The following is a 25,130-nucleotide window of genomic DNA, read 5'->3' on the forward strand; positions in this document are numbered from 1 at the left end:
CGCTCAAATCCGCGCCGCGATGCCCCGCTGCGCACGCCGTTGGCTACATGCGTGAAATATCCGGGCTAGGGCACCAAGGCGAGGGGCAATGTCTTTGCCGTAGTACCGGCGCAACCCCTCGTTTCCATCTTTGCGATTGACCCCATCGGCCAGCCAGGCCGTGAACAAATCGGCAACGGTCAGCCGCTCTTGCCGCTCTTGCTCATTAGCGGCCAAGGTTTCAGCAATGGCCCTTTGTTTTTCAATGCGGGCGGCTTCCTTGGCCTGGGCCGGGTTGATACCTTGGGCCACTTGCAGGCGGGCGGCATCGCGGTTGCGCCGGATTTCTGCCAAGTCCACGCCTGGCCATGTTCCGCACTGGTACCAGCAAAGGCGGCCATCCCAGCGAAAGGCAAATTTAAAACGCACGGACACGCGCCCGTCTGCAGCTACTCGCACCTCCCCCGACAGGCCGCCGCCATCGCTCAGGGTGTCACCTTTCCAGGCCGCAGGCACGGCAGCAAGTTCGCGTGTTGTCCATTGCTTGCCTTTGCCTGATTTTGGGTAGCGGGTCATTCTGAAACCTCTCAAGGGGTAAACAAAGGGGTAAACAGAATTTTGGCACTTGGCGGACTGTTTTGGACTGCAACAAACCAATGATTACCGCAACCACTTGATTTTTAAAATGTTTTCGTTTCCATAACCGTCCGCCAAAATCCGTCAAAGTAGTGCGGTATTTGCCTTCTAAGCAATAGGTAGCTGGTTCGAGCCCAGCCAGGCGGGCCAGCCATGCAAAAGTCGGCACAGCAAAGCTTGGGAAAATTACGGGCTTTGCTCCGACTAAAAAAGCACTCAGGCACAATCGGCAGCCATGTCTGCCTGCCTGCCCTCCTCCCCCCTGCCGCCCGCTGTCCAGCCCACCTTGCTGCGCGATACCCGGGGCCGTGCGCTGCGCGATTTACGCATTAGCGTGACCGATCGCTGCAATTTTCGCTGTACTTATTGCATGCCCAAAGAGGTGTTTGGCAAAGACCACGTTTATTTGCCCCGCAGTGCTTTGCTGGACTTTGAAGAGATCACCCGATTGGCCCGGCTTTTTATTGCCCATGGCGTGGGCAAAATTCGCCTGACCGGGGGCGAGCCTTTGCTGCGCAAGGATTTGGGGCAGCTGATTGGCCAATTGGCCGTGCTGACCACTTTGGAAGGCCAACCCTTAGAGGTCACACTCACCACCAATGGCTCGCTGCTGCAGCGCCAGGCCCGCAGCTTGAAAAATGCGGGTTTAAGCCGCCTTTCCATCAGCCTGGACAGCCTGGACGATGCCACCTTTCGGCGCATGAATGATGTGGATTTCCCGGTGACCAAAGTGCTCGATGGCATTGCCGCTGCGCAAGCGGCCGGGTTTGAGCGCATCAAGGTGAATATGGTCGTCAAGCGCAGCACCAATGCGCACGACATTCTGCCCATGGCAGCGCACTTTCGCGGCACCGGGGTGACGCTGCGCTTTATTGAATACATGGACGTGGGAGCCACCAATGGCTGGTGCATGGACGAGGTGGTGCCCTCTGCCGAAATCATCACCCGGCTGCAAGCGCAATTCCCACTGGTACCGCTAGAACCCTCGGCCCCAGGCGAGACCGCCCAGCGCTGGGGCTACGCCAATGCCCAGGGGCAGTACGACCCGTCCCTGGGCGAGGTGGGGGTCATCAGCAGCGTGACGCAGGCTTTTTGTGGCAGTTGCAACCGTGCCCGCCTCTCGACCGAGGGGCAGCTTTACCTGTGCTTGTTTGCCCACCAGGGCTGGGATTTGCGCAGCCTGCTGCGCAATGGCAGCAGCGATGCCGACATCAGCGCCCGCATTGCCCAGATTTGGGGCCAGCGCACCGACCGTTATTCCGAACTGCGCACCCAAGGCCTGGCCCCCGAAAACCAAGGCAATGCACCCAGCCAGCCCATCACCACGGTACAGCGCAAACGCATTGAAATGAGCTACATCGGCGGCTAATGGCATGCCTAGCGCAATGCAAACCCCATGGACAACGCCCACCCGTGACCACACCACCGGCCTGGTTTTGGCCGGCGGCCAGGGCTCACGCATGGGGGGGCGCGACAAAGGCCTGCAACTTTTTGCGGGGCAGCCTTTGGCCTACCACGCACTGCAGCGGCTGCAGCCACAAGTGAGCCGCTGCTTGGTCAGCGCCAATCGCCATCTTGACCACTACACCGGCTGGGGGGTGCCGGTGCTGCCCGACCAGTTGCCCGATCACCTGCCCCCGTACCCGGGGCCTTTGGCCGGATTTTTGACCGGGCTGACCCACTGCCGCACGCCATGGCTGCTGACGGTACCGTGCGACAGCCCTTTCTTCCCCCTCGATTTGGCCCAGCGGCTGGCCGCCTGTGCGCACACCCATCACGCCAGATTGGTACTGGCTGCGGCCCCGGATGCCACCGGCCAGCTGCGCCCCCAGCCCACCTTTGCCTTGCTGCATCGCAGCCTGGCCCCCAGCCTGGCCGATTTTTTGCAGCAAGGGGGCCACAAAATTGGCCAGTGGGCCCAGGAGCAAGGCCGCATCCTGTGCCCTTTTGACCAAGCCACCGACCACCCTTTGCGCAGCTTTGTCAATATCAACACCTTGGCCGAGCTGCAAACCTTGGAATAAACCGCATGCACCCCGACCTTCCCGTCCCCCAGGCCCAGGCCCTGCTGGCACAAATGATCACGCCACTGACCGTGTGTGCTGGCACGACCGAGCACCTGCCCCTGCCCCAAGCCGGGGGACGCATTCTGGCGCAAGACCTCATCAGCCCCGTCGATGTGCCACCGCACAACAACAGCGCGATGGATGGCTATGCGTTTGCGGGCTGCGCCCTGGGCACTGTGCCAGCCGGGCAAACGCTGGCGCTAACCATCGTCGGCACCGCCTTGGCGGGCCAAGCTTGGGACGGTACGCTGCAGGCGGGGCAAGCCGTGCGCATCATGACCGGGGCGGTGATCCCCGCCGGGGCCGATACCGTGGTAGCGCAAGAGCAGGTGACCGTGACCGGCACCACCGTCACCCTGCCTGCCAACGGCCTGCCGCCTGGGGCCAATGTTCGCCTGCGCGGTGAAGACTTGGCCCAAGGGCACATCGCCCTGCCCCAAGGCCAGCCCTTGCACGCCGCCGCCTTGGGCTTGGCCGCCAGCTTGGGGCTGGCCACGCTGCCCGTGGTACGGCGTTTGCGTGTCGCGTATTTTTCGACGGGCGATGAAATTTTGACCCTGGGCGATGCCCCCCGCCCAGGGGCGGTGTTTGACAGCAATCGCTATACGATCACAAGCATGTTGCGCAATATGGGCGTAGAAATTATTGATCTTGGGGCTATTTCCGATAACCCACAAGCGCTACGTGCTAGCTTTTTACAAGCATCTGAAGTGGCCGATGCCATCATCACCAGCGGCGGTGTCAGCATGGGCACTGCCGACCACACCCAAGCTTTGATGCAAGAACTGGGCGAAGTGGCATTTTGGCGCTTGGCCCTGCGCCCAGGGCGGCCTTTTGCTGTTGGCAAAATTCATAAAAAAATTACGAACAAAAACAGCGATTTCGCAATACCAGAAAGCGCTAACAGCTCTCAAAATAGCGAATCGACTTGGCTTTTTGGCCTGCCTGGCAACCCTGTGGCGGCCATGGTCAGCTTTTTGGCCTTGGTGCGTCCAGCGCTGCAGCGCTTGATGGGGGCCACCCCCACGGCCCCCTTGTTGGTTCCGGCCCAGTGCAGCCACAGCATTCGCAAACAGCCTGGGCGCACCGAATACCTGCGGGCCCAAGTCAGCACGGGGGCTGATGGGCAGTTGGCCGTGCGCACCACCGGGGCGCAAGGCTCGGGCCTGCTGCACTCCATGGTGCAGGCCAACTGCCTCATCGTGCTGGCGCACGACCAAGGCAGCGTGGCCGCCGGTGACAGCGTGCCGGTGTGGCTGCTCGATGGCCTGCTGTAGAGGGTAGAGGGCGGCACACCCGTACCGAGGTCGCCAAGACGCGCTTACCGCTTTTACCCCTCTTAAGCCAACACCTGCTCCACGCCCAGGTTCGCCAAGGCATCGGCCCGCTCATTGCCTGGATCGCCCGCATGGCCTTTGACCCAATGCCAAGTAATGCGGTGGCCCGAGTTTTGCACCAAGGCATCCAAAGCCCGCCATAAATCGGCATTTTTTACCGGTTGCTTGGCCGCCGTGCGCCACCCTTTGGCTTTCCAGCCGTGAATCCACTCGGTAATGCCCTGGCGCACGTACTGGCTATCCAGGTAAAGCTGCACATCACAGGGGCGTTTGAGTGCCTGCAGCGCCTCGATCACAGCGGTCAGCTCCATGCGGTTATTGGTGGTTTGGCGCTCGCCGCCATACAACTCTTTGACATGGGGCCCCGCTTGCAGCAAAACCCCCCAACCACCGGGGCCGGGATTGCCTTTGCAAGCCCCGTCGGTATAAATCACAACTTCATTCAATTTGTTTTCCTACATTCTTTTGCGCAGCAGCGGCGGCAGCGGCACCTGCCAGCGTTTGCCGCCGCCAAGCGGGCCCCAGCAGGCGCATGCCGGGGACTTTTTTCACCGCCAGCACGCAGTATGCCCCGCCCAGCACCGGCCAAGCGCGTTGCCCCAGCGCATCCAGCCACGCCCAGCGCTGCTGCCACAGGGCCGTTTCCAAAGCCGGAGCATGGCAGCCAAAATCAACCGCCAGCACCTCTAAATCAAGCAATTGCAACCAATCGCGCAGCCGCCAATAACTCAAACCCCGGGCGGCATTGAGCTGCGCTGGGCGCTCCAGCCCATGCTGCGCACCCCACACACTCCAGCGATTGAGGCCAAAAATCAGCACCCGCCCCTCAGGCACCAACACCCGCGCCACTTCGCGCACGGCAGCGTGGGGCGAGTGGCAGCGCTCCAAGGTGTGAGGCAGCACCAGCAAGTCGATGCTGGCCTCGGCAAAGGGCAGGGCTTCGGGGTGGCAGACCAGTTGGGCCTGCGCGGGCGCTTGGCAAGATTGGTTTTCGCAGGTCAAATCCGCCTCTTGTGCCGCCAGCCAGCGCCGGGGCATGCGGTTGCAGCGCAAAGCCTGCAAAGCGGGCCACCCCACTTGCACTGCGTAGTAGCCAAAAATATCGGCCACGGCCTCATCGCAGCGCTGCTGCTGCCAGTCGAGCAAATACTGCTGCCAGGCCCTGGCCTGTGGCGTGACATCGTGCAATCTTTACTCCTCTTTTGGACCTTGTTTATTTCATCCTGCTTATGTTGATTCAGCCCCTGCCCGCTTTTAACGACAACTACCTTTGGCTGGCCCACGACGGAAAAAACGCCGTGGTCGTCGATCCGGGCGATGCCCAACCGGTGCTGGCCGCATTGCAAGCCCAGCAATTGACCCTGCAGGCGATTGTATTGACCCACCACCATGGCGACCATACCGGCGGTGTGGCCGCGCTGCGCCAAGCCACCCAGTGCCGCGTGTTGGGGCCAGCCCAAGAAAAACTGCCCGAGCCCGTCGAGCGCGTACACGCCGGGCAACGCATCGCATTGCTGGGCACCGACTGGCTGGTGTTGGCCGTGCCCGGCCACACCGCAGGGCATATTGCCTGGTACGCCCCCGACCTGGTCGCAGGTGGTGCGCTATTTTGTGGCGACACCCTGTTTTCTGGCGGCTGTGGCCGCTTGTTTGAGGGCACGGCCGCGCAAATGCACGCCTCGCTGCAGCAATTGGCGGCCTTGCCAGCGAGCACCCAGGTTTTCTGTGCGCACGAATACACACTGAGCAACTTGCGCTTTGCCTTGGCTGTAGAGCCTGATAATGCCGTGCTGCAGCAGTACCAGCACTGGTGCCAGCAGCAACGGGACCGTGGCCTGCCCACCCTGCCCTCCACCATGGCGCAGGAGTTGGCCATTAACCCGTTTTTGCGCTGCAACGTGCCGACGGTGCAGCGCAGTGCTGTCACTTTCGACCCCACCACGGCCCCCACACCTGAAGCCACCTTGGCCACGCTGCGGGCTTGGAAAAACGTTTTTGCATAACTTGCCTGATGCGCCCCCCTTGCATGCCCACCTTGCGCCTTTTTCTTGTCCTGTTTTCGCTGTGGCTGGCCGGTTGTGCCGCCACCACGCCCACCGGCCCGCAGGCCAGCGGGCCACTGAAACCCTTATCGCAATCGAGCCTCGCCTCGGGCAAGGTCGCCTCGCTGGAGCCGCCCCAAGACCTGTGGGAGCGCATCCGCAGCGGCTTTGCCATGCCCAACCTGGAAAGCGACAAAGTCACCGATCGCGAGCAGTGGTACAGCAGCCGCCCAGACTACATCCTGCGCATGACCGAGCGCTCGAAAAAATACCTGTTCCACATTGTCGAAGAGCTGGAAAAGCGCAACATGCCCACCGAGCTGGCGCTGCTGCCCTACATCGAAAGCGCGTTTAACCCGCAGGCCGTCTCCAGCGCCAAGGCCGCTGGCATGTGGCAATTCATGCCGGCCACGGGCACCTACTTTGACCTGCAGCAAAACATGCTGCGCGACGATCGGCGCGATGTGCTGGCCTCCACCCGCGCGGCGCTGGATTACCTGGAAAAACTGCACGCTATGTTTGGCGACTGGCACCTGGCCCTGGCCGCCTACAACTGGGGCGAAGGCAGTGTCAGCCGCGCCATTAAGCGCAATGAAAAAGCCCAGCTGGGCACGAGCTACACCGATCTGACCATGCCGGCAGAAACCCAGTTCTACGTGCCCAAGCTGCAAGCGGTGAAAAACATCATCGCCAACCCCGAAGCCTTTGGCACGGAGCTGCCCGTCATCGAGAACCACCCCTTCTTTGATGTGGTCGAAATCCAGCACGACATGGATGCCCAAGTTGCCGCCGAGCTGGCCGATGTGTCCATGGACGATTTCAAAGCGCTCAACCCCTCGCTGAAAAAACCGGTGATCTTTGCCGCGGCCACGCAAAAAATCCTGCTGCCCTGGGACAACGCCAAAGTCTTCAAGCAAAACCTGCAAGAGCTTAAATCCGGCAAAAACCCCAAATTGGCCAGCTGGACGGTGTGGAAAGCCCCCACAACCATGCGCCTGGCCGATGTCATGGCGCAAACCGGGGCCAGCGAAGCGCAGCTGCGCGAGGTCAATGACATCCCGCCGCGCATGATGATCAAAGCTGGCTCGGCCCTGATCGTGCCCCGGCTGGAGCCGCACACGCAGGATGTCCCCCAGCAGCTGGCCAACAACGCCCGCTTAGAGTTCACGCCCGAATACAGCCTGGTCACCAAACGCAAAGCCATCCGCGTGCAGCGTGGCGACACCCTGGCCAGCCTGGCCAAACACCACAACGTCAGCGCCCACCAATTGACCAGCTGGAACAAACTGCCGGCCAACGCGGGCCTGCGCATCGGCCAAACACTGAGCATTTACACCGAGGTGCAACAAGCCATCCGCAGCCAAGCCAGCGGCAAACGCACAACGGCCAACAACAAAAAAGCCGCCCCCGCCAAGCGCGTTGCCCAGGCTGCACCGCAAAAGCGCGGCGGAACGCCTGCCAAGCGCAAGCGCTGAACACGGCTGAATACCGCTGAATACCGCTAAACACCGCTGAAAAAACCGAGCGCGCTGGCCCTGGCTGGCGCCACCGGCGGTTGCGCTGCGCGGGTTGTGGCACCGCCCTAAAATTGCCCCAGCCGCTGCCTGCGGCTGTTGTTGTTGCTTTTCCGCCTTGATCTGCCTGCCATGCACTTGCCCAAACTCACCCTCGGACAACGCTTTACCCACCCTTTACCCGCTGCCAGCGCCGATGCGCTGTTACTGGCCCAGCTGGCGCGGCAAGAGAAAGCGGCCGGGCGGGTCACAGCCATTATTTGTGCCGATGCCAGCGATGCCCGCCGCCTGCAGGACGAGATCGCCTTCTTTCTGCCCGGCTTGCGCTGCGCTTTGTTTCCGGACTGGGAGACGCTGCCCTACGACCAGTTCTCGCCCCACCAAGACTTGATCAGCGAGCGCCTGGCCACGCTGTGGGCCATTCGCCAGGGCGAGGTCGATGTGGTGCTGCTGCCCGCCAGCACGGCGCTGTACCGGCTGGCACCGCCGTCGTTTTTGGCCGCCTACACCTTCTCGTTCACCCAGGGCCAGCAACTCGATGAAGCCAAACTCAAAGCACAACTGAGCTTGGCCGGCTACCAGCACGTCAGCCAAGTGGTCAGCCCGGGTGAATACGCCGTGCGCGGCAGCCTGATTGACCTGTTCCCCATGGGCAGCAGCAGCCCCTACCGGGTGGACTTGTTTGACGACGAGATCGACAGCATCCGCACCTTTGACCCCGACACCCAGCGCAGCCAGCACGAGGTAAAAACCGTGCGCCTGCTGCCGGGGCGCGAATTTCCGATGGACGAGGCCGCCCGCGCCCAGTTTCGCACCCGCTGGCGCGAGCTGCTGGAGGGCGACCCCACCAAAAGCCGCATCTACAAAGACATGGGCGCGGGCCTGGCCACCGCCGGCATCGAATACTACCTACCGCTGTTTTTTGACGACACCGCCACCGTGTTTGACTACCTGGGCGCGCAAGCCACCCTGGTACTGCACGGCGACCTGCAAGTGCCGCTGCAACGCTTCTGGCACGACACGCAAGAGCGCTGGCGCATGGTGCAAGGCGACCCCGACCACCCCGCCCTGGCGCCGCAAGCGCTGTTTTTAACGGCCGAGCAGTTCTACACCCTGGCCAAGCCTTACGCCCAGCTGGCCCTGCGCCCTGGGGCCGATGGCACCGCCGCCGTGGCAGGCAGCCCGGCCCACCCGCAGGCGCTGGACGGTATCGCCCCCCTGCCCCCGCTGACGGCCGAGCGCAGCCACGCAGAGCCCCTGCAGCGCCTGCAAGACCACCTGCGCAGCAGCGGGCGGCGCACCCTCATCTTGGCTGAAAGCGCTGGGCGCAGCGAAAGCCTGCAGGACTTTTTGCGCGCCAGCGGCATCACCCCCACGGCCTTTGCCAGCCTGCAAGCCTTTCAGCAAGGGCAAGCGGCGCTGGGCATGGCTGTCGGCCCCCTGGTGCGCGGCTTTGCCTGGCTGGAAGCCGGGCTGGACTTGGTGACCGAAACCGAGCTGTTTGCCACCAGCAGCGGCGTGCGCCGACGCAGCAAAAAGCAAGAGCAGGTCAGCGATGTGGACATGCTGATTCGCGACCTGTCGGAGCTAAAAATTGGTGACCCCGTCGTCCACAGCCAGCACGGCATTGGCCGCTACCTGGGCCTGATCCACATGGACATGGGCCAAACCGACCCCGACGGCAACCCCGCCCTGCAAGAATTTTTGCACCTGGAATACGCCGACAAGGCCGCGCTGTACGTGCCGGTCAGCCAGCTGCAGCAAATTGGCCGCTACACCGGGGTTACGCCCGAATCGGCCCCGCTGCACAAGCTGGGCGGCAGCCAGTGGGAAAAAGCCAAACGCAAAGCCGCCGAGCAGGTGCGCGATGCGGCGGCCGAGCTGCTCAACATCTACGCCCGCCGCGCCGCCCGCCAAGGCCACGCTTTTCGCCTGAACGCGCACGATTACGAGCAGTTTGCTGAGGATTTTGGCTTTGAAGAAACCGCCGACCAGCAAGCGGCCATCAACGCCGTCGTTCACGACCTGATCAGCCCCCAGCCCATGGACCGCCTGGTGTGCGGCGACGTGGGCTTTGGCAAGACCGAGGTGGCCCTGCGCGCCGCTTTTGTGGCTGCCATGGGCGGCAAGCAAGTGGCCTTTTTGGCCCCCACCACCTTGCTGGCCGAGCAGCATTACCAAACCCTGGTCGATCGCTTTGCCAAATGGCCGGTGCGCATTGCCGAGATGAGCCGCTTTCGCACCACCAAAGAGATCAACGCCGCCCTCAAGGGCCTGGCCGAAGGCAGCATCGACATTGTGGTGGGCACGCACAAGCTGCTCAGCGCCAACACCAAGTTCAAGGATTTGGGCCTGCTCATCATCGACGAAGAGCACCGCTTTGGCGTGCGCCACAAAGAGGCCATGAAGCAGCTGCGCGCCGAGGTCGATGTGCTCACCCTCACCGCCACGCCCATTCCCCGCACCATGGGCATGGCCCTGGAAGGATTGCGCGATTTATCGGTGATTGCGACCGCCCCGCAAAGGCGACTAGCTATCAAAACCTTTGTGCGCTCTGAGAGCCAGGGCGTAATCCGCGAAGCCGTGCTGCGTGAATTCAAGCGCGGCGGGCAGGTGTACTTTTTGCACAACGAGGTGGACACCATTGAAAACCGCCGCCAAGCGCTGCAAGAAATTCTGCCCGAGGCCCGCATTGCCATCGCCCACGGCCAGATGCCCGAGCGCGAACTCGAGCGCGTGATGCGCGACTTTGTCGCCCAGCGCTTCAACCTGCTGCTGTGCTCCACCATCATCGAAACCGGCATCGACGTGCCCACCGCCAACACCATCATCATGGCGCGGGCCGACAAATTTGGCCTGGCCCAGCTGCACCAGCTGCGCGGGCGCGTGGGCCGCAGCCACCACCAAGCCTATGCCTACCTGATGGTGCCGGACGTGCAAAGCCTGACCAAACAAGCCCAGCAGCGCCTGGAAGCCATTCAAGAGATGGAAGAGCTGGGCAGCGGCTTCTACCTGGCCATGCACGACCTGGAAATTCGCGGCGCGGGCGAGGTGCTGGGCGACAACCAAAGCGGCAACATGACCGAAATCGGCTTTCAGCTCTACAACGAAATGCTGGCCGAAGCCGTGCGCAGCTTGAAAGCCGGGCACGAGCCCGACCTGCTCTCGCCCCTGCAGGCGGCCACCGACATCAACCTGCACGCCCCCGCCCTGCTGCCCAGCGACTACTGCGGCGATGTGCAACTGCGCCTGTCGCTGTACAAAAAACTGGCCTCGGCCAAAACCAGCGGCCAAATCGATGCGCTGCTGGAAGAAATCGTCGATCGCTTTGGCAAGCTGCCGCACCAAACGCAAACCCTCATCGACACCCACCGCCTGCGCGTGCTGGCCGAGCCCTACGGCGTGCTCAAGGTCGATGCCGCGCCGGGGGTGATCAACATCACCTTCAAGCCCAACCCGCCGATCGACCCGCTGCACATCATCCAGCTCATCCAAAAAAACAAACACATCAAACTGGCCGGCAACGACAAACTGCGCATCGAACGCGCCCTGCCCGACCCCGCCGCCCGCGCCCACCTGGTGCGCGATATTTTGAAAAACCTGGGCACCCCCACCCCGGCACCCGCGCCTGCCACACCGAACAGTTTAAAAACAATAGCTGTTGCCGCTTGAATAACAAAGTTTTTTAGTAAAAAAGCACTAAATTTGTTGAAAACAAAACGCAAACAGCTCTTTTTTAAATAATACTTATGACCACCCCTGCCACACTCCAAACCTTTCACCCCCAGCCCAGCCCCAACGCCGAGAAGCTGGAGCTGCTGCGCCAGCACTTCCCTGGCGCAATAGATACCGACGCGCAGGGGCGCATGCGCATCAACGCCAACGCCTTGCAACTGGCCATTGATCCCCGTGTGGCCGTGGAAGAAGACGGTTACGAACTGCGCTGGGTGGGCAAGCGCGAGGCGTACCACAGCGCCTTTGTGCCGCCACAAAAAATCCTGCAACCGCTGCTGGCCGACAGCCAGGATTGGGACGCTACCGATAACCTGCTGATCAAGGGCGACAACCTGGATGCCCTGCGCCTGCTGCGGCAAAACTATTTTGGGCAGGTCAAACTGATTTATATCGACCCCCCCTACAACACGCAAAGTGATGCGTTTATTTACCGCGATGATTTCTCTGCGCGGCAAAGCGAAGTGCTGGAGCAATTGGGTTACAGCGCGGACAATATCGATTACGTCAAAAATATCTACGGTGCGCGCACGCACAGCGGCTGGCTCAGTTTTATGTACCCGCGCTTATTGCTGGCCAAGGATTTGCTGCGCGATGATGGGGTAATTTTTATTTCGATTGATGACAATGAGCAGGCGCAGTTGAAGCTGTTGTGTGATGAGGTGTTTGGGGAGGAGAATTTTGTTGCTCAGTTTATTTGGGAACACCGAAAATCCGGACAAAACGATGCCGATGTTTCACTAGCGCACAACTACAAACTTGTTTATTCAAAAGATAGAACAATTCTTTCGATGAATCCACTGGCGACTGATACCAGTAAATTTTCCAATCCTGATAATGACCCCCTTGGCCCATGGGTGGCAGATCCTATGGATGCACCAAATATTCGGGAAAACCTAAGCTACGCTATAAAAAACCCAGAAACCGGAAAAATGCACCTGCCACCACAGGGTCGTCACTGGCGATTTTCAAAGGAAAAATTTGAAGAAGCCCTTGCGCAAGGCCGTATCATTTTTGGAAAAACTGGCAATAGTAAACCTCAGTACAAACGCTACTTGGAAGAAGCTTTAAAAAAGGGAACTAATCCTTCTACCTTATGGACTCAATGGGGAACGGCTACCGAAGGTACCAAAGATTTAATGCAAATTTTTGATGGTTTAAAACTATTTGAAACACCAAAACCCATCCGTTTATTACGAGAAATTAGCAAACTAACCACAGATGAAGATTCTATTGTTTTAGATTTCTTCGCTGGCAGCGGCACCACCGCCCAGGCCGTTATGGAACTCAATGCCGAAGATGGCGGCCAGCGTCGTTTTATCTTGGTGCAAATCCCCCAGCCCATTGACGCAAAAAAGCAAAAAGAAGCCCACACCTTTGTCACCCAAACCCTGGGCAAATCTGAAGCCACAATTTTTGAAATCACCGCCGAACGCATTCGCCGTGCCGGTGCAAAAATCAAAGCGCAACACCCTAGCGTGGATACCGGCTTTCGGGTATTTGACTTGGTCGATGACCCCGATGGCCTGATTTTGCAAAAACCCCTGCACGCAGCCACGCAAGAAGATTTTGCTGCCTTGCAGCAAACCATCACCACGCCCCAGCCCAACCAGGTGCCGCGCGTGCTGTTCAACCTGCTGCTGGCCGAGGGTTTACCGCTGTCTGAAAAAATACAAGAAATACGGCCTTTGACCTTATACAGCGCGGGCAACACGCTCTTTATTTTGCAAGCGGTAGATGTGCTGGTGCTGCGCCAGACTTGGGAAGCCGCCCAGGCCGCAGGCCAGCCACTGTCGCATATCAGCATTTACGCCCCCTGGGTGCAAGACGATAACTTTTTACTCGGTGTGAACAGTTGGCTGGACACCTTGGACTTGGCCGCAGACCGCCTGCACCTGCGGGGTTAAGGGGGTTAAACCATGGCTACCGCCCAATTTCAATACACCCGCCTGGCTTATCAGGCCCAGGCCGTTAGCAATATCGAGCAGGTGCTACACGATGTGCGCTTTATTGCGCCAGATAATGCCTACGCCAATCCTATCTTTAAGCCCGCAGAAGCCTGTGAGCAAATCCGCGCCAATATCCAGGCCGTGCGCTCTGCCAGCCAGATTACGGCAGGCAATGTGCTGGTGGCCAGCACGGCAACGCCCACGCTGTCGCTGGATGTGTTGATGGAAACCGGCACGGGTAAAACCTTTACTTTTATTGAAACCATTCACCGCCTGCGCCAAAAATTCAAACTCTCCAAGTTTATTGTTTTGGTGCCCAGCAATGCCATTCGCCAAGGCACCATTCGCAGCTTGCAAACCACGGCCGATTTTTTTGCACGAGAATACGATAACCAAAAAATCAGTATTTTCAACTATTCAGATAAAACTGTCGGCGGCTTTATTCATGCCGCCAATGCGGGTATCAGTGTTATGGTGGCCACCTACCAAGCATTTGCCGGTGATAGCAAGCTGATTAACAAACGCGGTGTGGAGGCCAACTTATTCGGCCATGCCCGCAGTTATATGCAGGCGTTGGCCCAAATCCGCCCAGTTTTAATTATTGATGAGCCGCACCGCTTTGAAGGCAAGGTGGTGCAAGAGTTTTTACCGCGCTTCAACCCGGTTTTAACGCTGCGTTTTGGCGCTACGTTCAAGCAAGATAATTTCACCAATTTGGTTTATACGCTGGACAGCCTGCAAGCCTTTCGCCAGCGTTTGGTGAAAGGCATTACTGTGGATACGGTGGGCACCGGCGTGGATATGGCGCAAACGCTGACCTTGCAAGAAGTCAGCGGCACAGCCAAAGAGCGCTGTGCCCGCGTGACCTATACCGGCAGTAACGGCAAAGCGGCTAGCACCGCACTGTATGCCAAGGATAATCTGGGGGAAATTACCGGTTTATCGTACTTAGACGGTCATGTGGTCGAGAAAATCACGAAAAGCGAGTTGATTTTTACCAACGGCTTTAGCTTGCCGCTGGGCGAGGCCACCGGCTGCGGCATGTTGGCCCAAGAGGTGCAATCGCTCTTGGTGCGCCGCACCATTGCCAACCATTTTGAGCGCGAGGAGCAGCTTTTTCTGCGCGGCATTAAGGCTATCAGTCTGTTTTTTATTGATGCGGTGCATAAATACCTGCCCGACGGGCAACGCCCCGCCGTGTTGCGCACGCTGTTTGAGCAGCATTACCGCGCTGAACTGGCCCAGGTGCTGGCCCGCCCTGATCTGGATGGCGGCTACCGCGCCTATCTGGAGCGCACGGCGGACGATGTGGCGCGGGTGCATCAAGGTTACTTTGCCCGCTCGCACAGCGAAAAAGGCCAGGAAGAGGCCATTGCCCTGATTCTGCGGGACAAGGAAAAGCTGCTGTCTTTTGATACCGATCTGCGCTTTATCTTCTCGATGTGGGCGCTGCAAGAGGGTTGGGACAACCCCAACGTGTTCACCCTGTGCAAGCTGGCCCCCAGCGATTCAAAAATCACCAAGCTGCAGCAAATTGGCCGGGGGCTGCGCCTGGCGGTGAACCAGCAATTGGAGCGGGTGACGGTGCAGGATGCGGCGTTTGACGCTATCAACGATTTGACGGTGGTGGTGCCCGCCAGCGAGGGCGATTTTGTCCGCGCCATTCAAAACGAGATCAGCGCCCAAAGTGTGCAACGCGTATCGGCCCAGTTTGACGACCAGGTGCTGGCCGCCTTTGGCATCGCCAGCAGCACGCGCCAAGCCAATAAGGTGCTGGACAAGCTGGCCGATATTGGCCTGATTGCGCTGGACGATGACAGCGGCCAGGCCACCTTGCTTTGGCAACGCCCCCATTACCAAGCCCACCGCCAGGCGGTAGAGCAAGCGCTGGCAGGCATTGCCAACCTACCCCCAGACAGCGCCCAGGCCATGCTGCGCTACCTGGATTGGTATTACGAGGGCGCAGGCCAAGTCAAGCGCAAGCCCGATCGCCAGCCTGCACTGCTGCATGTGCGCCCTGAGCAGTTTCAGAAGTTCAAACAATTATGGGAGAACCTGAACCGCGATGCGGTGTTGCGGTATGAGGTGAAAAATTCGATTTTTATTGAATCGGTGCTTGCGACTATAGCTACGGATTTTGATGTTAAATCACTAGCTATCAGCATTACCCGTACCACCGATGTGCAGCAAGTGCCCCAGGCCCGCAGCGTGCAAGCCAACTACCAGCAGCTGTCACAACCTGTGTTTACCCTGGTGGGCTTTGTGCGGGAGTTGGCCAACCAAACGCGGCTGTCCTTTCACACCATTGCCGAGATCGTGCGGCGGATGCCGGCGGAAAAATTCGCCCAAATCCGGCGCAATGAGAACCGCGCCCTGGCCACGCTGCGCGACATCATCGTGCGCTGCCTGCACGCGCTGATCGTCAATACCGTGCGCTATGAGCTGCGCGAAATTCGCCCCCAGACGGCACTGACCGATAAAAATGGGCAGCTGCTGGCAGAGGTCGCCCAGGCCCTGTGCGGTGCAGAAACCCATGCCATTGCCAATCCTGCTGTGCAAGAGCGCTCGCTGTACGAAGAGCCGTGGATGCCGGTGGACAGCACCATTGAGCGCACAACGGTGGATGAGGCCAACCTGGCGCACATCACGGTATTTGCCAAGCTGCCACGCATCAACATTCCCACGCCAGTGGGCAAATACAACCCTGATTTTGGCTATGTGCTGCACCACGATAACCAAGCGCAGGCGCTGTACTTGGTGGTGGAAACCAAGGGTTATGACAACCACAGCGATATTCCGGCCACTGAGCGCTGGAAGATCAAAAGCGCCGAAAGCTTTTTTCAAGCGCTGCAAAAAAAAGGCGTTCCAGTGCAGTTCAAAACTAAGATTAACCAAGAGACGCTGGCACAACTCATTGGTCAGATTGATCCCGCCCTGGCTTTGCCCCCCGCCTCCAGCCGGTAAGCAACACCATGCTGCTTGAACTCTCTCTGGCCCTCATCGCCCTCATCCTGGCCCTGCTGCTGCGCCCCTGGCGGCAGCTGCTCAACCGCCGCCCGCTGGTGACGCAAAGCAGCGGCGATGCCAGTGGGCTGTGGACACCGCTTTTGGCCACCTTGGTGGTGCTGCCCTGGATGTGGGCGCTGCCCACGCTGCACCAGATGCCGCTGCAGCTGCAGTGGTCGGGGGCTTGCCTGGTGCTGCTGATGCTGGGCTGGCCCCTGGCGGTGCTGACACTGCTGGCCGTGGGCGTTATCACCTGGCTGCTCTCGCCCAGCCTGAGCGTGCCGGCCACGCTGGCGCTGACCGTTTGGCACGGCCTGGTGCCCGCCACGTTGGCGATGGGCTGGGGGGCACTGCTGCGGCGCTTTCTGGGCACCAAGGTGTTTGTCTATCTCTTTGGTCGGGGCTTTTTTGGCACGGTTGTGTGCCTGTTCATCGCTGGGCTGTTGGCCCAGGCCGCCGGCGAGCAACTGCCCGGCGTGCAGCAAGAGCTGGGCAAGATTGCCCGCTGGCTGATGGCCTGGGGCGATGCGGTGGTCACCGGCATGCTCACAGCCGTCTTTGTGGCCTACCGCCCGCAGTGGTTGGCCACCTGGTCGGACGATTTGTACCTGCACCAGCAGCAACAGAAGAAATAAAATTTAATAGCTCTTTGCGCTTAAAAATAAACAGATTTACGCATCAATAGCATTGAATCTGTTTATTTATCAGCGGAAACAGCTATTTTTACGATAGCTCATCAACCGGTACAGGCTTGCCAAACAGGTAGCCCTGGTAAATCAAACAGCCGTTGGCGCTCAGGGCCTGCTGCTGCTCGGCGGTTTCCACGCCTTCGGCAATCACGTCCAGCCCCAGGTTGTTCGCCATGGTGACGATGGTGCGCACAATGGCCTTGGCTTTGGCATCGTGCACCATGGCTTGGACAAAGCTGCGGTCAATTTTGAGCTGGCTCAGCGGCAAGTCGCGCAAGTAGGCCAGTGAGGAGTACCCGGTGCCAAAGTCATCCAGCGAAAAACGCACGCCGTGGCGTTGCAAGGCGGCCATTTTTTCAATCACTTGATCGGGGTTTTCCAGCAAGATGGTTTCGGTCAGCTCCAGCTTCAACTGCGCCGGGGGGGCCCCGGTTGTTTCTAAAATTTGCAGCACGTGGGCAACAAAATCTTCTTGGCCCACCTGCTGTCCGCTGACATTCACCGCAATCGTCCAGTGGCTGCGCCCGGACAGGCCCTGCGGGGCACTGGCGGCTGCGGGCTGCGCCCATTGCGCCAGCTGCTTGCACGCGGCCTGCAGCACCCACTGCCCCAGGGGCAGGATGAGGCCGGTTTCTTCCGCCAAAGGAATAAATTCGCCAGGGGACACCAGCCCGCGCTGGGGGTGGTGCCAGCGCACCAAGGCTTCAACGCCCACAATCTGCCCGGTGCTGCCCACTTGGGGTTGGTAATACAGGGTCAGCTGGTCTTGTTCAATGGCTTGGCGCAGGGCTTGTTCCAGGGCCAAGCGCTCCAGCACCTCGGCCTGCATTTGCGGGTTAAAAAAGCGCATGCTGTTGCGCCCCTCGGCTTTGGCGCGGTACATGGCCAAATCGGCGTGCTGCATTAAATCAGGCACGGGCACGGGCACGGCCAAGCCACTGAACAGCACCACCCCCATGCTGCCGGTGGTGTGGATCTCTTGCCCTTTGAGTACCACCGGAGTGGCCAGCATGCCCAAGATTTCTTGCGCCAGCGCTTCAACCTGCTGGGCGGCCTTGAAGGCATGGGTGTCCAAGCCTTCAATGAGCAGCACAAACTCATCGCCGCCCAGGCGGGCAATGGTGTCGCTTTCGCGCACGGCCGCACGCAGACGCTTGCCGATCTCTATGAGCAGCAGATCGCCTTGCTCATGGCCCAGGGTGTCATTGACGCGCTTGAAATTATCCAAATCCATGAACACCAAGGCCCCGTGGTGGCCGGTTTGGGCACTGGTTTTGACGGCATGCTCCAGGCGATCGAGCAGCAGACGGCGATTGGGCAGCTGGGTCAGCGAGTCGTAAAACGCCAGGTGGCGAATTTCTTCCTCGGCCGCTTTGCGGCTGGTAATGTCAAACAGCGAACCGACGTAATGGGTGGTGGTTTGGTTCTCGTCTTTGACGGCGGTAATGGTCAGCCACTCGGGGTAGATTTCACCGTTTTTGCGGCGATTCCAAACCTCTCCCGCCCAGGTGCCGTGGCTGAGCAATTGCTGGCGCATGGCAGCATAAAACGCCGCACCATGCTGCCCCGATTTCAGGATGCTGGGGCTTTTGCCCACCACATCTGCGGCGCTGTAGCCGGTGATGTCGGTAAAGGCCTGGTTGATTTGCAGGATGCGGCTTTTGGCATCGGTGACGATCATGCCCTCTTGCGATTCAAAGGCAATGGCGGCGATGCGCAGCTTTTCCTGGGTGGCTTCGCGCTCTTGGTGGTAGCGGGCAAACAAGTCCCCCGACCAGCGCGAAAACACCCACGAGCCCAGCCCGCCCAGCAGCAAAGAGGCCAGCACGACCAGCACCAGCTCCAGCTGCTGGCGCACTTTGTGCTCGTTTTGCTGCTGGACTTCAGCCTGCCAGGGCGCTTCCAGCTCGTTGTTGAACATGGTGGTGGTCAGCACCCAGCCCCAAGGGGCATAGGTGGTGACCAAGGCGGTTTTGCGCCCCAAGGGGGCATCGGGTGCCGCTCCAGGACGGGGCCAGTCGTATTCGACAAAGCCGCCACCGCCCTGGGCCGTCTCGCGCAGCTTTTCTAAGGCCTGGCGCTGCACGGGCAGCATTTGCTCAGGCAACAGCCCTTCCAGCGAGGCATCGCTGGGACTGAGCAGCGAGCGCCCGTGATGGTCGATCAGCCCAATGGTGCCCGTACTGCCAAAGCGCAAGGCCCGCAGACGCTGCATGGCTTCTTTTTTCTGCTGCTCTTCCCACTCTAGAACATAGTCGCCGGTGCCGATCAGCCAGTCAAAAGGAGCAAAGTGGCGCACGTAGGCAATTTTTCGCGCCATGGCTTGCGGGTTTTTCGGGTGGTACCACCGGTATTCAAAAAAGCCATTGCCATCCGGGGTCAGGGCCGCATTGATCAAGCCCCGCATGATGTAGGAGCCGGTGTCGTCTTGGTTGTTGATGCCAGGTTGGCCCTCGTACTCTGGTGCCGTTGGCAGCAGGACAAAGTCGCCTTGCATGCTGTCAATAAACACGTAACCCCGGCCTTCAAAAAAACGCAGCGGACGCAGGGCTTCAACAATCAGCTGCTGCACTTGCTGCGCTGGGCGGTGCGGGGCTTCGCGCTCATAAATTGCCTGCGCCACCACGAATGCGGCATCGGTTTGCTCGACCATGTTCTGGCGCATGACCGATTCGGTGCGCTTGCGCAAAAACTCAAGGTAGCTGATGGCCGATTGCAGCTCGGAGGAAAGGCGCTGGCGCTGCTGCTCAGCCATGGTCTGCGTGATTCGCTCACGAAACGCCTGCTGCTGCTCTTTGCTGCGCCAAGAATAAAAGCTGGCCAACGCCAGTGTTACTACCAGCATCAGCACCAAGGTGCCCAGCAAATGCAGCCGGGGCAAGGCCGTTGCATTGGCTGTTAAAGATGTTTTTTTCTCACTCAACGGTCATTTCCTTGCCACCAACCACAGGCATTTGCACCATGAAAAAACCACGGCTTCCAAAGCTGTGGGGTTCAGAATATGTTTACTTTGCAATAAAAGATAAATTTTACGATTTTGTATTGTTTGCAAAAACAAAATCACACCACTATCGGCTCCGGCTCCAGCCGAATGCCAAAGCGCTCGTACACGCTGGTTTGAATCGCAGCCGCCAGGGTCATCACCTCACCCCCCGTCACACTGTTGTCGCAACTGCCAAGCGTGCCACGATTGACCAACACCAGCGCTTGGTGCTCATACACCCCGGCGCGGCCCAGGGTTTTGCCTTTCCAGCCACAGGCATCAATCAACCAGCCAGCAGCCAGCTTGATGCGGCCATCAGGCAGGGGGTAGTAAACAATTTTGGGCTCGCGGGCAATGGTGTCGCGGCATTGCTCTTGGGTGACGGTGGGGTTTTTAAAAAAACTGCCCGCATTGCCAATCTGCGCTGGATCGGGCAACTTGGCCCGGCGAATGGCGCACACCCAATCACACACCTGCTGGGCACTGGGCTGGGCGGTGCCCAAACTTTCTGCCTTGCGCTGCAGCTCCAGGTAGCCCAGCTCGGGCTGCCATTGCTTGGGAAGGGCCAGGCGCACCTGGGTTATCACCGCTTGGCCTGCCAAGCCAAAATCACCCGCCTGCGCCGGCACATGTTTGAACACCGAATCACGGTAGGCAAAAGCGCATTGGGCCGCATCCAGGGTAAAGACCTGCCCCGTGCGCAAATCCACCGCATCCAGGCTGTGAAAGCGGTCTTGCAGCTCCACCCCGTAGGCCCCAATGTTTTGCACAGGGGCTGCGCCCACGGTGCCGGGGATCAACGCCAGATTCTCTAAACCGCCCCAGCCCTGCTGCAGTGTCCACTCCACCAAGTCATGCCAGCGCACCCCCGCCCCAGCCTGCACAATCCAATGCTTGGCCGTTTCTTCCACCAAGGCCATGCCGGGAATTTCCATTTTCAGCACCACGGCATGCACCACATCGCCACTCAAAACGATATTGCTGCCCCCACCCAGCACCAAGCTGGGGCGCAAGGCCCCTTGCGGGGTGCGCAAAATGGCACTGGAGGCGACTTCCTGCACCGCTTGGGTGCTGGTCAAGCGCACCAGCACATCGGCACTGGCGGCAATACCAAAGGTATTCAAATTCTGTAATGAAGTATTTTTCTCGACTAACATCCCCCGATTGTCGCACTGCGCCTGAGTGGGTCTGGTGGGTGCGCCCTGTTTGAGAAGAGAGAAAGAGAACTGCTATGCCTTCATTTGATACCGTCTTGGAAGCTGATTTTGTCGAAGTCAAAAACGCCGTGGACAACTCTGCCAAAGAAATTGGCACCCGTTTTGACTTTAAAGGCAGCTCAGCGGGCCTGGAGCTCAAGGACAAAGAGATCACCTTGTTTGGCGATGCCGATTTTCAGCTCCAGCAGGTCGAGGACATCCTGCGCAACAAACTGACCAAGCGCAACGTGGATGTGCGCTTCATGGACGTGCAGCCATCGCAAAAAATCGGCGGCGATAAGGTCAAGCAGGTGGTCAAAATCAAAAACGGCATTGAATCAGAACTGGCCAAAAAAATTCAAAAACTCATTAAAGAGAGCAAGATGAAGGTGCAAGCGGCCATCCAGGGCGATGCCGTGCGCATCACTGGTGCCAAGCGCGATGACCTGCAAGCGGCGATGGCGCTGATCCGCAAAGAGCTGCCTGACCACCCGCTGTCGTTCAACAACTTCCGCGATTAACGCCTGCAGCCGCCCCAGCACCTGCCTGCCCTTCTTGATTGCGCCGCACTTGCGCCGATACGCTGCCATGGACTACGACACCTACGAAGACCTGCAAGGCTTGTGGGCCGATTTAGAGGCGGCCTTGGCTTTGGTGCTGACGCATCCGGCGCAGGTGGGTAATTTTGAAGCCAAAGTTCTGCAACTTGATGCGTGGCTGCAAGAGCTCTTGGCGCACGACCGCGATGCGGGCTTGTACCTGATGTACCAGTTGGCCTCCAGCTCGCACACGGGCTACAGCGCGGCCCATGCACTGGTATGCGCAGCACTGAGCCACATTTTGGCGGGCACCTACCATTTGCCACCGCAAGAGCGCGATGCCTTGGTCCGCGCCGCCCTGACCATGAACATCGGCATGACCCAGCTGCATGACCAGCTGGCCTTGCAGCGCGAGCGCCCCAGCGCTGCCCAGCAAGAAGCGATTCGCATGCATCCTGTGGAAGGGCGGCGCTTGCTGGAGCGCATGCAAATCACCAATGGATTGTGGCTGGACGTGGTGACGCTGCACCATATCAACACCCCGCCACAGCTGCCATTGCTGCAGCAGCAAGCGGCTGAACGTTTGGCCCGCCTGCTGGCCACGGTGGATCGCTATGCCGCCATGATCAGCCCCCGCCGCCGCCGGGCTGGCCGCAGCGTGGCCGAATCGGTGCATGTGATCACCGGCCCCTCCTCGCAGCTCTATCAAAAAGCTGGGGAGGCTTTGCTGCACAGCGTGGGCATGTACCCCCCCGGGGTGTTTATTGCGCTCAACGATGAAACCACCGCCGTGGTGATGCGCAGAACCGCGCAGCCACACCAGCCGCAAATTGCCAAACTGCTGGATGCGCGCAAACTGCCGTTTGCCCAGCCGCAAATTCTGTTGCTCACCCAAGAGCCGCAGCTGCGCATTACGCACAGCCTGTCCTCCTCGGAAGTGCGCCCCTTTTTGGACACCCAAAGCTTGTTGCACTTGGGGGCCTTGATGACCAATAGCACGCCCTCCTTCCAGCAAATTACCCAAACGCCTGGGCAAGCCTGAGCAGGTGGCTAGGGTTTTTTCCAGTAGCTGACCACTATCGCCACCACCAAACCCACCGGCACGCCAAACACGGCGGCCGACACCGGCTGGATGTCCCACCACATCCCATCGGCCAGCCAGGCTTTCGGGAACAGCGCCTGCGCCAGTGCCGTATGGGAGAGCATGTAGTACAGCGTCACCCCCAGCCCACTGAGCATGCCGGCCACCGCACCCATGCGGTTGGTGCCACGCCAAAAAATGCCCAGCACCATCACCGGCACAAAGGCGGAGGCAGCTATCGAAAATGAAGCTGCAACCATAGGCAAAATATCAGAAGAACGACGACTTGCCACAAAAGCGGCCGCCAACGCTACGGCCATAAGTACAAATTTTGAGACAATCACCCGCTGCTCGGTACTGGCCTGGTGCGGGCGGGCTTGAAAGTACAAATCGCGCACCAAGGCATTGCTGATCGTCAGCAGCAAACCATCGGCCGTGGACAGCGCCGCCGCCAGACCACCGGCCGCTACCAAACCCGACATCACGTAGGGCAGCCCGGCAATTTCTGGGGTGGCCAGCATGATGAGGTCCGCCCCCAGGCGAATTTCGCCCCACTGCAAGCGGCCATCGCCATTCACATCTTCGACGGCCAGCAACGAGCTATCCACCCGTGACCATTGGGCAATCCAGGTGGGCAGCTCATCAAAGCGCACACCGACCAATTTGTGCATCACCTCGTACTTCACCAAGGCGGCCAAGGCCGGCGCGCTGAGGTACAACAGCGCAATAAAAAACAGCGACCACGCTACCGAGGAGCGCGCCCCGGCCACCGAGGGCGCGGTGTAGTAGCGCGTCAGCAGGTGGGGCAGCCCGGCCGTGCCCAGCATCAGGCAAAACATTAAAGCCAAAAAGTTGCGCCGGGATTTATCAAACAGGGCTTGCTCCTGCGGCGAACCTTCGGGATCACCGGCAAAGGGCAGGGTATGGCGGGGCACCCCATTCAAGGGCTGGGAGCGCTGGCGGTATTCGTGCATTTGCTCCTGCCACAGGATTTTGGCCTCTTCGGGGGTGCGCGGCAGGTTCACCAGCTCGCGATTGGCCTGCACAATCGATGCCATATCGCTGTGAATCGAGCGCAAATACCGCACCCGCTCTTGCAACAGCTGGCGCTCTTGCTCCAAGTTTTGCGCCACATTGCTCAATTTGTATTCCAGCACCTGGGCGCGGCGCTCAAACTCCTGGCGCACTTGCAGCTCTTCAGGGGCCGCCAGCAGCCGCGTTTCCATATCGGCAATGGCTTGCAAATGGCTGTCGTAGGCCACAGCGGCCACCGGGTTGCCCAATTGCTTGTACGCCAGCCACGACATCGGTGCCAGAAAAGCCAGCAACACCACAATGTATTGCGACACCTGGGTCCAGGTGATGGCCTTCATCCCCCCCAGAAAGGAGCACACCAGCACGCCGCCCAGACCCAGCATGATGCCAATTTCAAACTGCACCCCGGTCAAGCGCGAAGCAATCAGCCCCACCCCATAAATTTGCGCCACCACATAGGTGAATGAGCACAACACCGCAGACAAGGCCGCAATGATGCGAGGCCAGCTGCCCCCAAAGCGCTGCTGAAAAAAGTCTGGCAAGGTGTACAGGCGCATGGCCCGCAAATGCGGCGCAACCAGCAAGGCCACCAGCACAAAGCCCCCCGTCCAGCCCAGCACATAGGCCAACCCCCCCGGGTTTTCAGGCGTGCCGCCATACCCTTGCAGGTACAAGGCACCAGCCAAGCTGATAAAGGAAGCCGCACTCATCCAGTCGGCTGCCGCGGCCATACCGTTGTAAATGGGGGGAATGCGCCGCCCAGCGACGTAGTATTCCTCCGGACTGCCTGTGCGCCCCGAAATACCGATCAGCGCATACACCATCACCGTGACGAACAAAAAGATCGGGCCAATCCACAACCGCGACAGGCCCAGGTGCTCCGCCCAGCCCATACAGCCCAGAAACACCAGCACGCCGACAACGTACAGCCCCACAAAACGGTGCCAGCGCGAAGAATACGCGCGGGCATGCAGGGCACGGATACCGGGGCGATCAGAGGGCTGCGTCATCAGCCCCATCTTCCAAAGGGGGTGGGCCGGGATCGGTCGCTTGGGCGTCACGCCGCTCAAACCGTGCCATGGCCCACGAGTAGAACACCACAATGGCCAAAAAGACCAACACCGAGCCTTGGGCTGCCATCCAATAGCCCCATTGCCCCCCTCCTTTTTGCAGGACGCGGGCAAAATACGCCCCCCCAAACGTGACCACCACCCAGACTGTCAGCAGCGATGCTTTGAGCCAAAGGTGGTGGGTGTCGTGCAAGTCGGGGGGGAAAACCTCGGCTGCCACAGCGGCCGCCTCGTCATGCTGGGCAGAAACTTGCTCGGGCATGGCGGGCTGCGCAG

The 25,130-nt window shown here is 59.8% G+C and carries 18 protein-coding genes; 11 read left to right on the top strand and 7 right to left on the bottom strand.

Annotated elements, in window-relative coordinates; genetic code table 11:
• Positions 1–3: 3 nt before the first annotated feature.
• Positions 4–555, bottom strand: a complete 552-nt coding sequence (locus ACFO24_RS03145) for an Arm DNA-binding domain-containing protein (protein WP_377736776.1) — start codon at positions 553–555, stop codon at positions 4–6.
• Positions 556–850: 295 nt separating this feature from the next.
• On the opposite strand from ACFO24_RS03145, the gene moaA reads away from it, so the two are divergent.
• The 3 genes from moaA to moeA are packed head-to-tail and all read left to right on the top strand — an operon-like array spanning position 851 to position 3,958.
• Positions 851–1,984: a GTP 3',8-cyclase MoaA gene (gene moaA / locus ACFO24_RS03150; protein ID WP_377736777.1), complete on the top strand. Its 1,134-nt coding sequence runs from the start codon at positions 851–853 to the stop codon at positions 1,982–1,984.
• A 16-nt stretch (positions 1,985–2,000) separates the two neighbouring features.
• Positions 2,001–2,639 carry a molybdenum cofactor guanylyltransferase MobA gene (mobA, locus tag ACFO24_RS03155; RefSeq protein WP_377736778.1) on the top strand — a complete coding sequence of 213 codons (639 nt, stop codon included), beginning with the start codon at positions 2,001–2,003 and terminating at the stop codon, positions 2,637–2,639.
• Between the two features lie 5 nt (positions 2,640–2,644).
• Positions 2,645–3,958: a molybdopterin molybdotransferase MoeA gene (gene moeA, locus ACFO24_RS03160; protein WP_377736779.1), complete on the top strand. Its 1,314-nt coding sequence runs from the start codon at positions 2,645–2,647 to the stop codon at positions 3,956–3,958.
• 62 nt (positions 3,959–4,020) lie between these two features.
• On the opposite strand, the gene rnhA is transcribed toward moeA, so the two are convergent.
• Entirely contained in the window at positions 4,021–4,464 is a 444-nt protein-coding gene (rnhA, locus tag ACFO24_RS03165) for a ribonuclease HI (RefSeq protein WP_377736780.1), read from the bottom strand.
• On the bottom strand, positions 4,457–5,206 hold the full coding sequence (locus tag ACFO24_RS03170; RefSeq protein WP_377736781.1) for a methyltransferase domain-containing protein: 750 nt from the start codon (positions 5,204–5,206) through the stop codon (positions 4,457–4,459). Before ACFO24_RS03170 ends, rnhA begins: the two co-directional genes overlap by 8 nt.
• 41 nt (positions 5,207–5,247) lie before the next feature.
• Between ACFO24_RS03170 and gloB the strand changes: the two genes are divergently transcribed.
• From gloB to ACFO24_RS03200, 6 genes are all read left to right on the top strand, one after another.
• A complete protein-coding gene (gene gloB / locus ACFO24_RS03175) occupies positions 5,248–6,021 on the top strand; it encodes a hydroxyacylglutathione hydrolase (protein WP_377736782.1) in 774 nt (257 codons plus the stop codon).
• Positions 6,022–6,044: 23 nt separating this feature from the next.
• Entirely contained in the window at positions 6,045–7,535 is a 1,491-nt protein-coding gene (locus ACFO24_RS03180; RefSeq protein ID WP_377736783.1) for a transglycosylase SLT domain-containing protein, read from the top strand.
• Between the two features lie 171 nt (positions 7,536–7,706).
• Positions 7,707–11,246 (top strand): transcription-repair coupling factor, encoded by a 3,540-nt coding sequence (gene mfd, locus ACFO24_RS03185; protein WP_377736784.1) that lies wholly within the window; start codon positions 7,707–7,709, stop codon positions 11,244–11,246.
• A gap of 308 nt (positions 11,247–11,554) precedes the next feature.
• On the top strand, positions 11,555–13,213 hold the full coding sequence (locus ACFO24_RS03190) for a site-specific DNA-methyltransferase (protein ID WP_377736785.1): 1,659 nt from the start codon (positions 11,555–11,557) through the stop codon (positions 13,211–13,213).
• Positions 13,214–13,225: 12 nt separating this feature from the next.
• Positions 13,226–16,219, top strand: coding sequence for a restriction endonuclease (locus ACFO24_RS03195; RefSeq protein WP_377736786.1), 2,994 nt, complete (start codon positions 13,226–13,228; stop codon positions 16,217–16,219).
• An 8-nt stretch (positions 16,220–16,227) separates the two neighbouring features.
• Positions 16,228–16,896 (top strand): hypothetical protein, encoded by a 669-nt coding sequence (locus ACFO24_RS03200; RefSeq protein ID WP_377736787.1) that lies wholly within the window; start codon positions 16,228–16,230, stop codon positions 16,894–16,896.
• Between the two features lie 88 nt (positions 16,897–16,984).
• On the opposite strand, the gene ACFO24_RS03205 is transcribed toward ACFO24_RS03200, so the two are convergent.
• Together ACFO24_RS03205 and murB are read right to left on the bottom strand one after the other, a co-directional pair.
• Entirely contained in the window at positions 16,985–19,873 is a 2,889-nt protein-coding gene (locus ACFO24_RS03205) for a bifunctional diguanylate cyclase/phosphodiesterase (protein WP_377736788.1), read from the bottom strand.
• Between the two features lie 137 nt (positions 19,874–20,010).
• Positions 20,011–21,090, bottom strand: coding sequence for a UDP-N-acetylmuramate dehydrogenase (murB, locus tag ACFO24_RS03210; protein ID WP_377736789.1), 1,080 nt, complete (start codon positions 21,088–21,090; stop codon positions 20,011–20,013).
• Between the two features lie 74 nt (positions 21,091–21,164).
• On the opposite strand from murB, the gene ACFO24_RS03215 reads away from it, so the two are divergent.
• Both ACFO24_RS03215 and ACFO24_RS03220 read left to right on the top strand, forming a co-directional pair.
• Positions 21,165–21,650, top strand: a complete 486-nt coding sequence (locus ACFO24_RS03215; protein WP_207574935.1) for a YajQ family cyclic di-GMP-binding protein — start codon at positions 21,165–21,167, stop codon at positions 21,648–21,650.
• A gap of 49 nt (positions 21,651–21,699) precedes the next feature.
• Positions 21,700–22,710 (top strand): HD-GYP domain-containing protein, encoded by a 1,011-nt coding sequence (locus ACFO24_RS03220; RefSeq protein ID WP_377736791.1) that lies wholly within the window; start codon positions 21,700–21,702, stop codon positions 22,708–22,710.
• Between the two features lie 8 nt (positions 22,711–22,718).
• On the opposite strand, the gene ACFO24_RS03225 is transcribed toward ACFO24_RS03220, so the two are convergent.
• Together ACFO24_RS03225 and ACFO24_RS03230 are read right to left on the bottom strand one after the other, a co-directional pair.
• Positions 22,719–24,794, bottom strand: coding sequence for a VC_2705 family sodium/solute symporter (locus ACFO24_RS03225; RefSeq protein ID WP_377736793.1), 2,076 nt, complete (start codon positions 24,792–24,794; stop codon positions 22,719–22,721).
• Positions 24,778–25,116: a DUF4212 domain-containing protein gene (locus ACFO24_RS03230; protein ID WP_377736794.1), complete on the bottom strand. Its 339-nt coding sequence runs from the start codon at positions 25,114–25,116 to the stop codon at positions 24,778–24,780. Before ACFO24_RS03230 ends, ACFO24_RS03225 begins: the two co-directional genes overlap by 17 nt.
• Positions 25,117–25,130: the final 14 nt, after the last annotated feature.

The organism is Comamonas denitrificans (genome assembly GCF_042654745.1).
GTDB lineage: Bacteria > Pseudomonadota > Gammaproteobacteria > Burkholderiales > Burkholderiaceae_C > Comamonas > Comamonas denitrificans.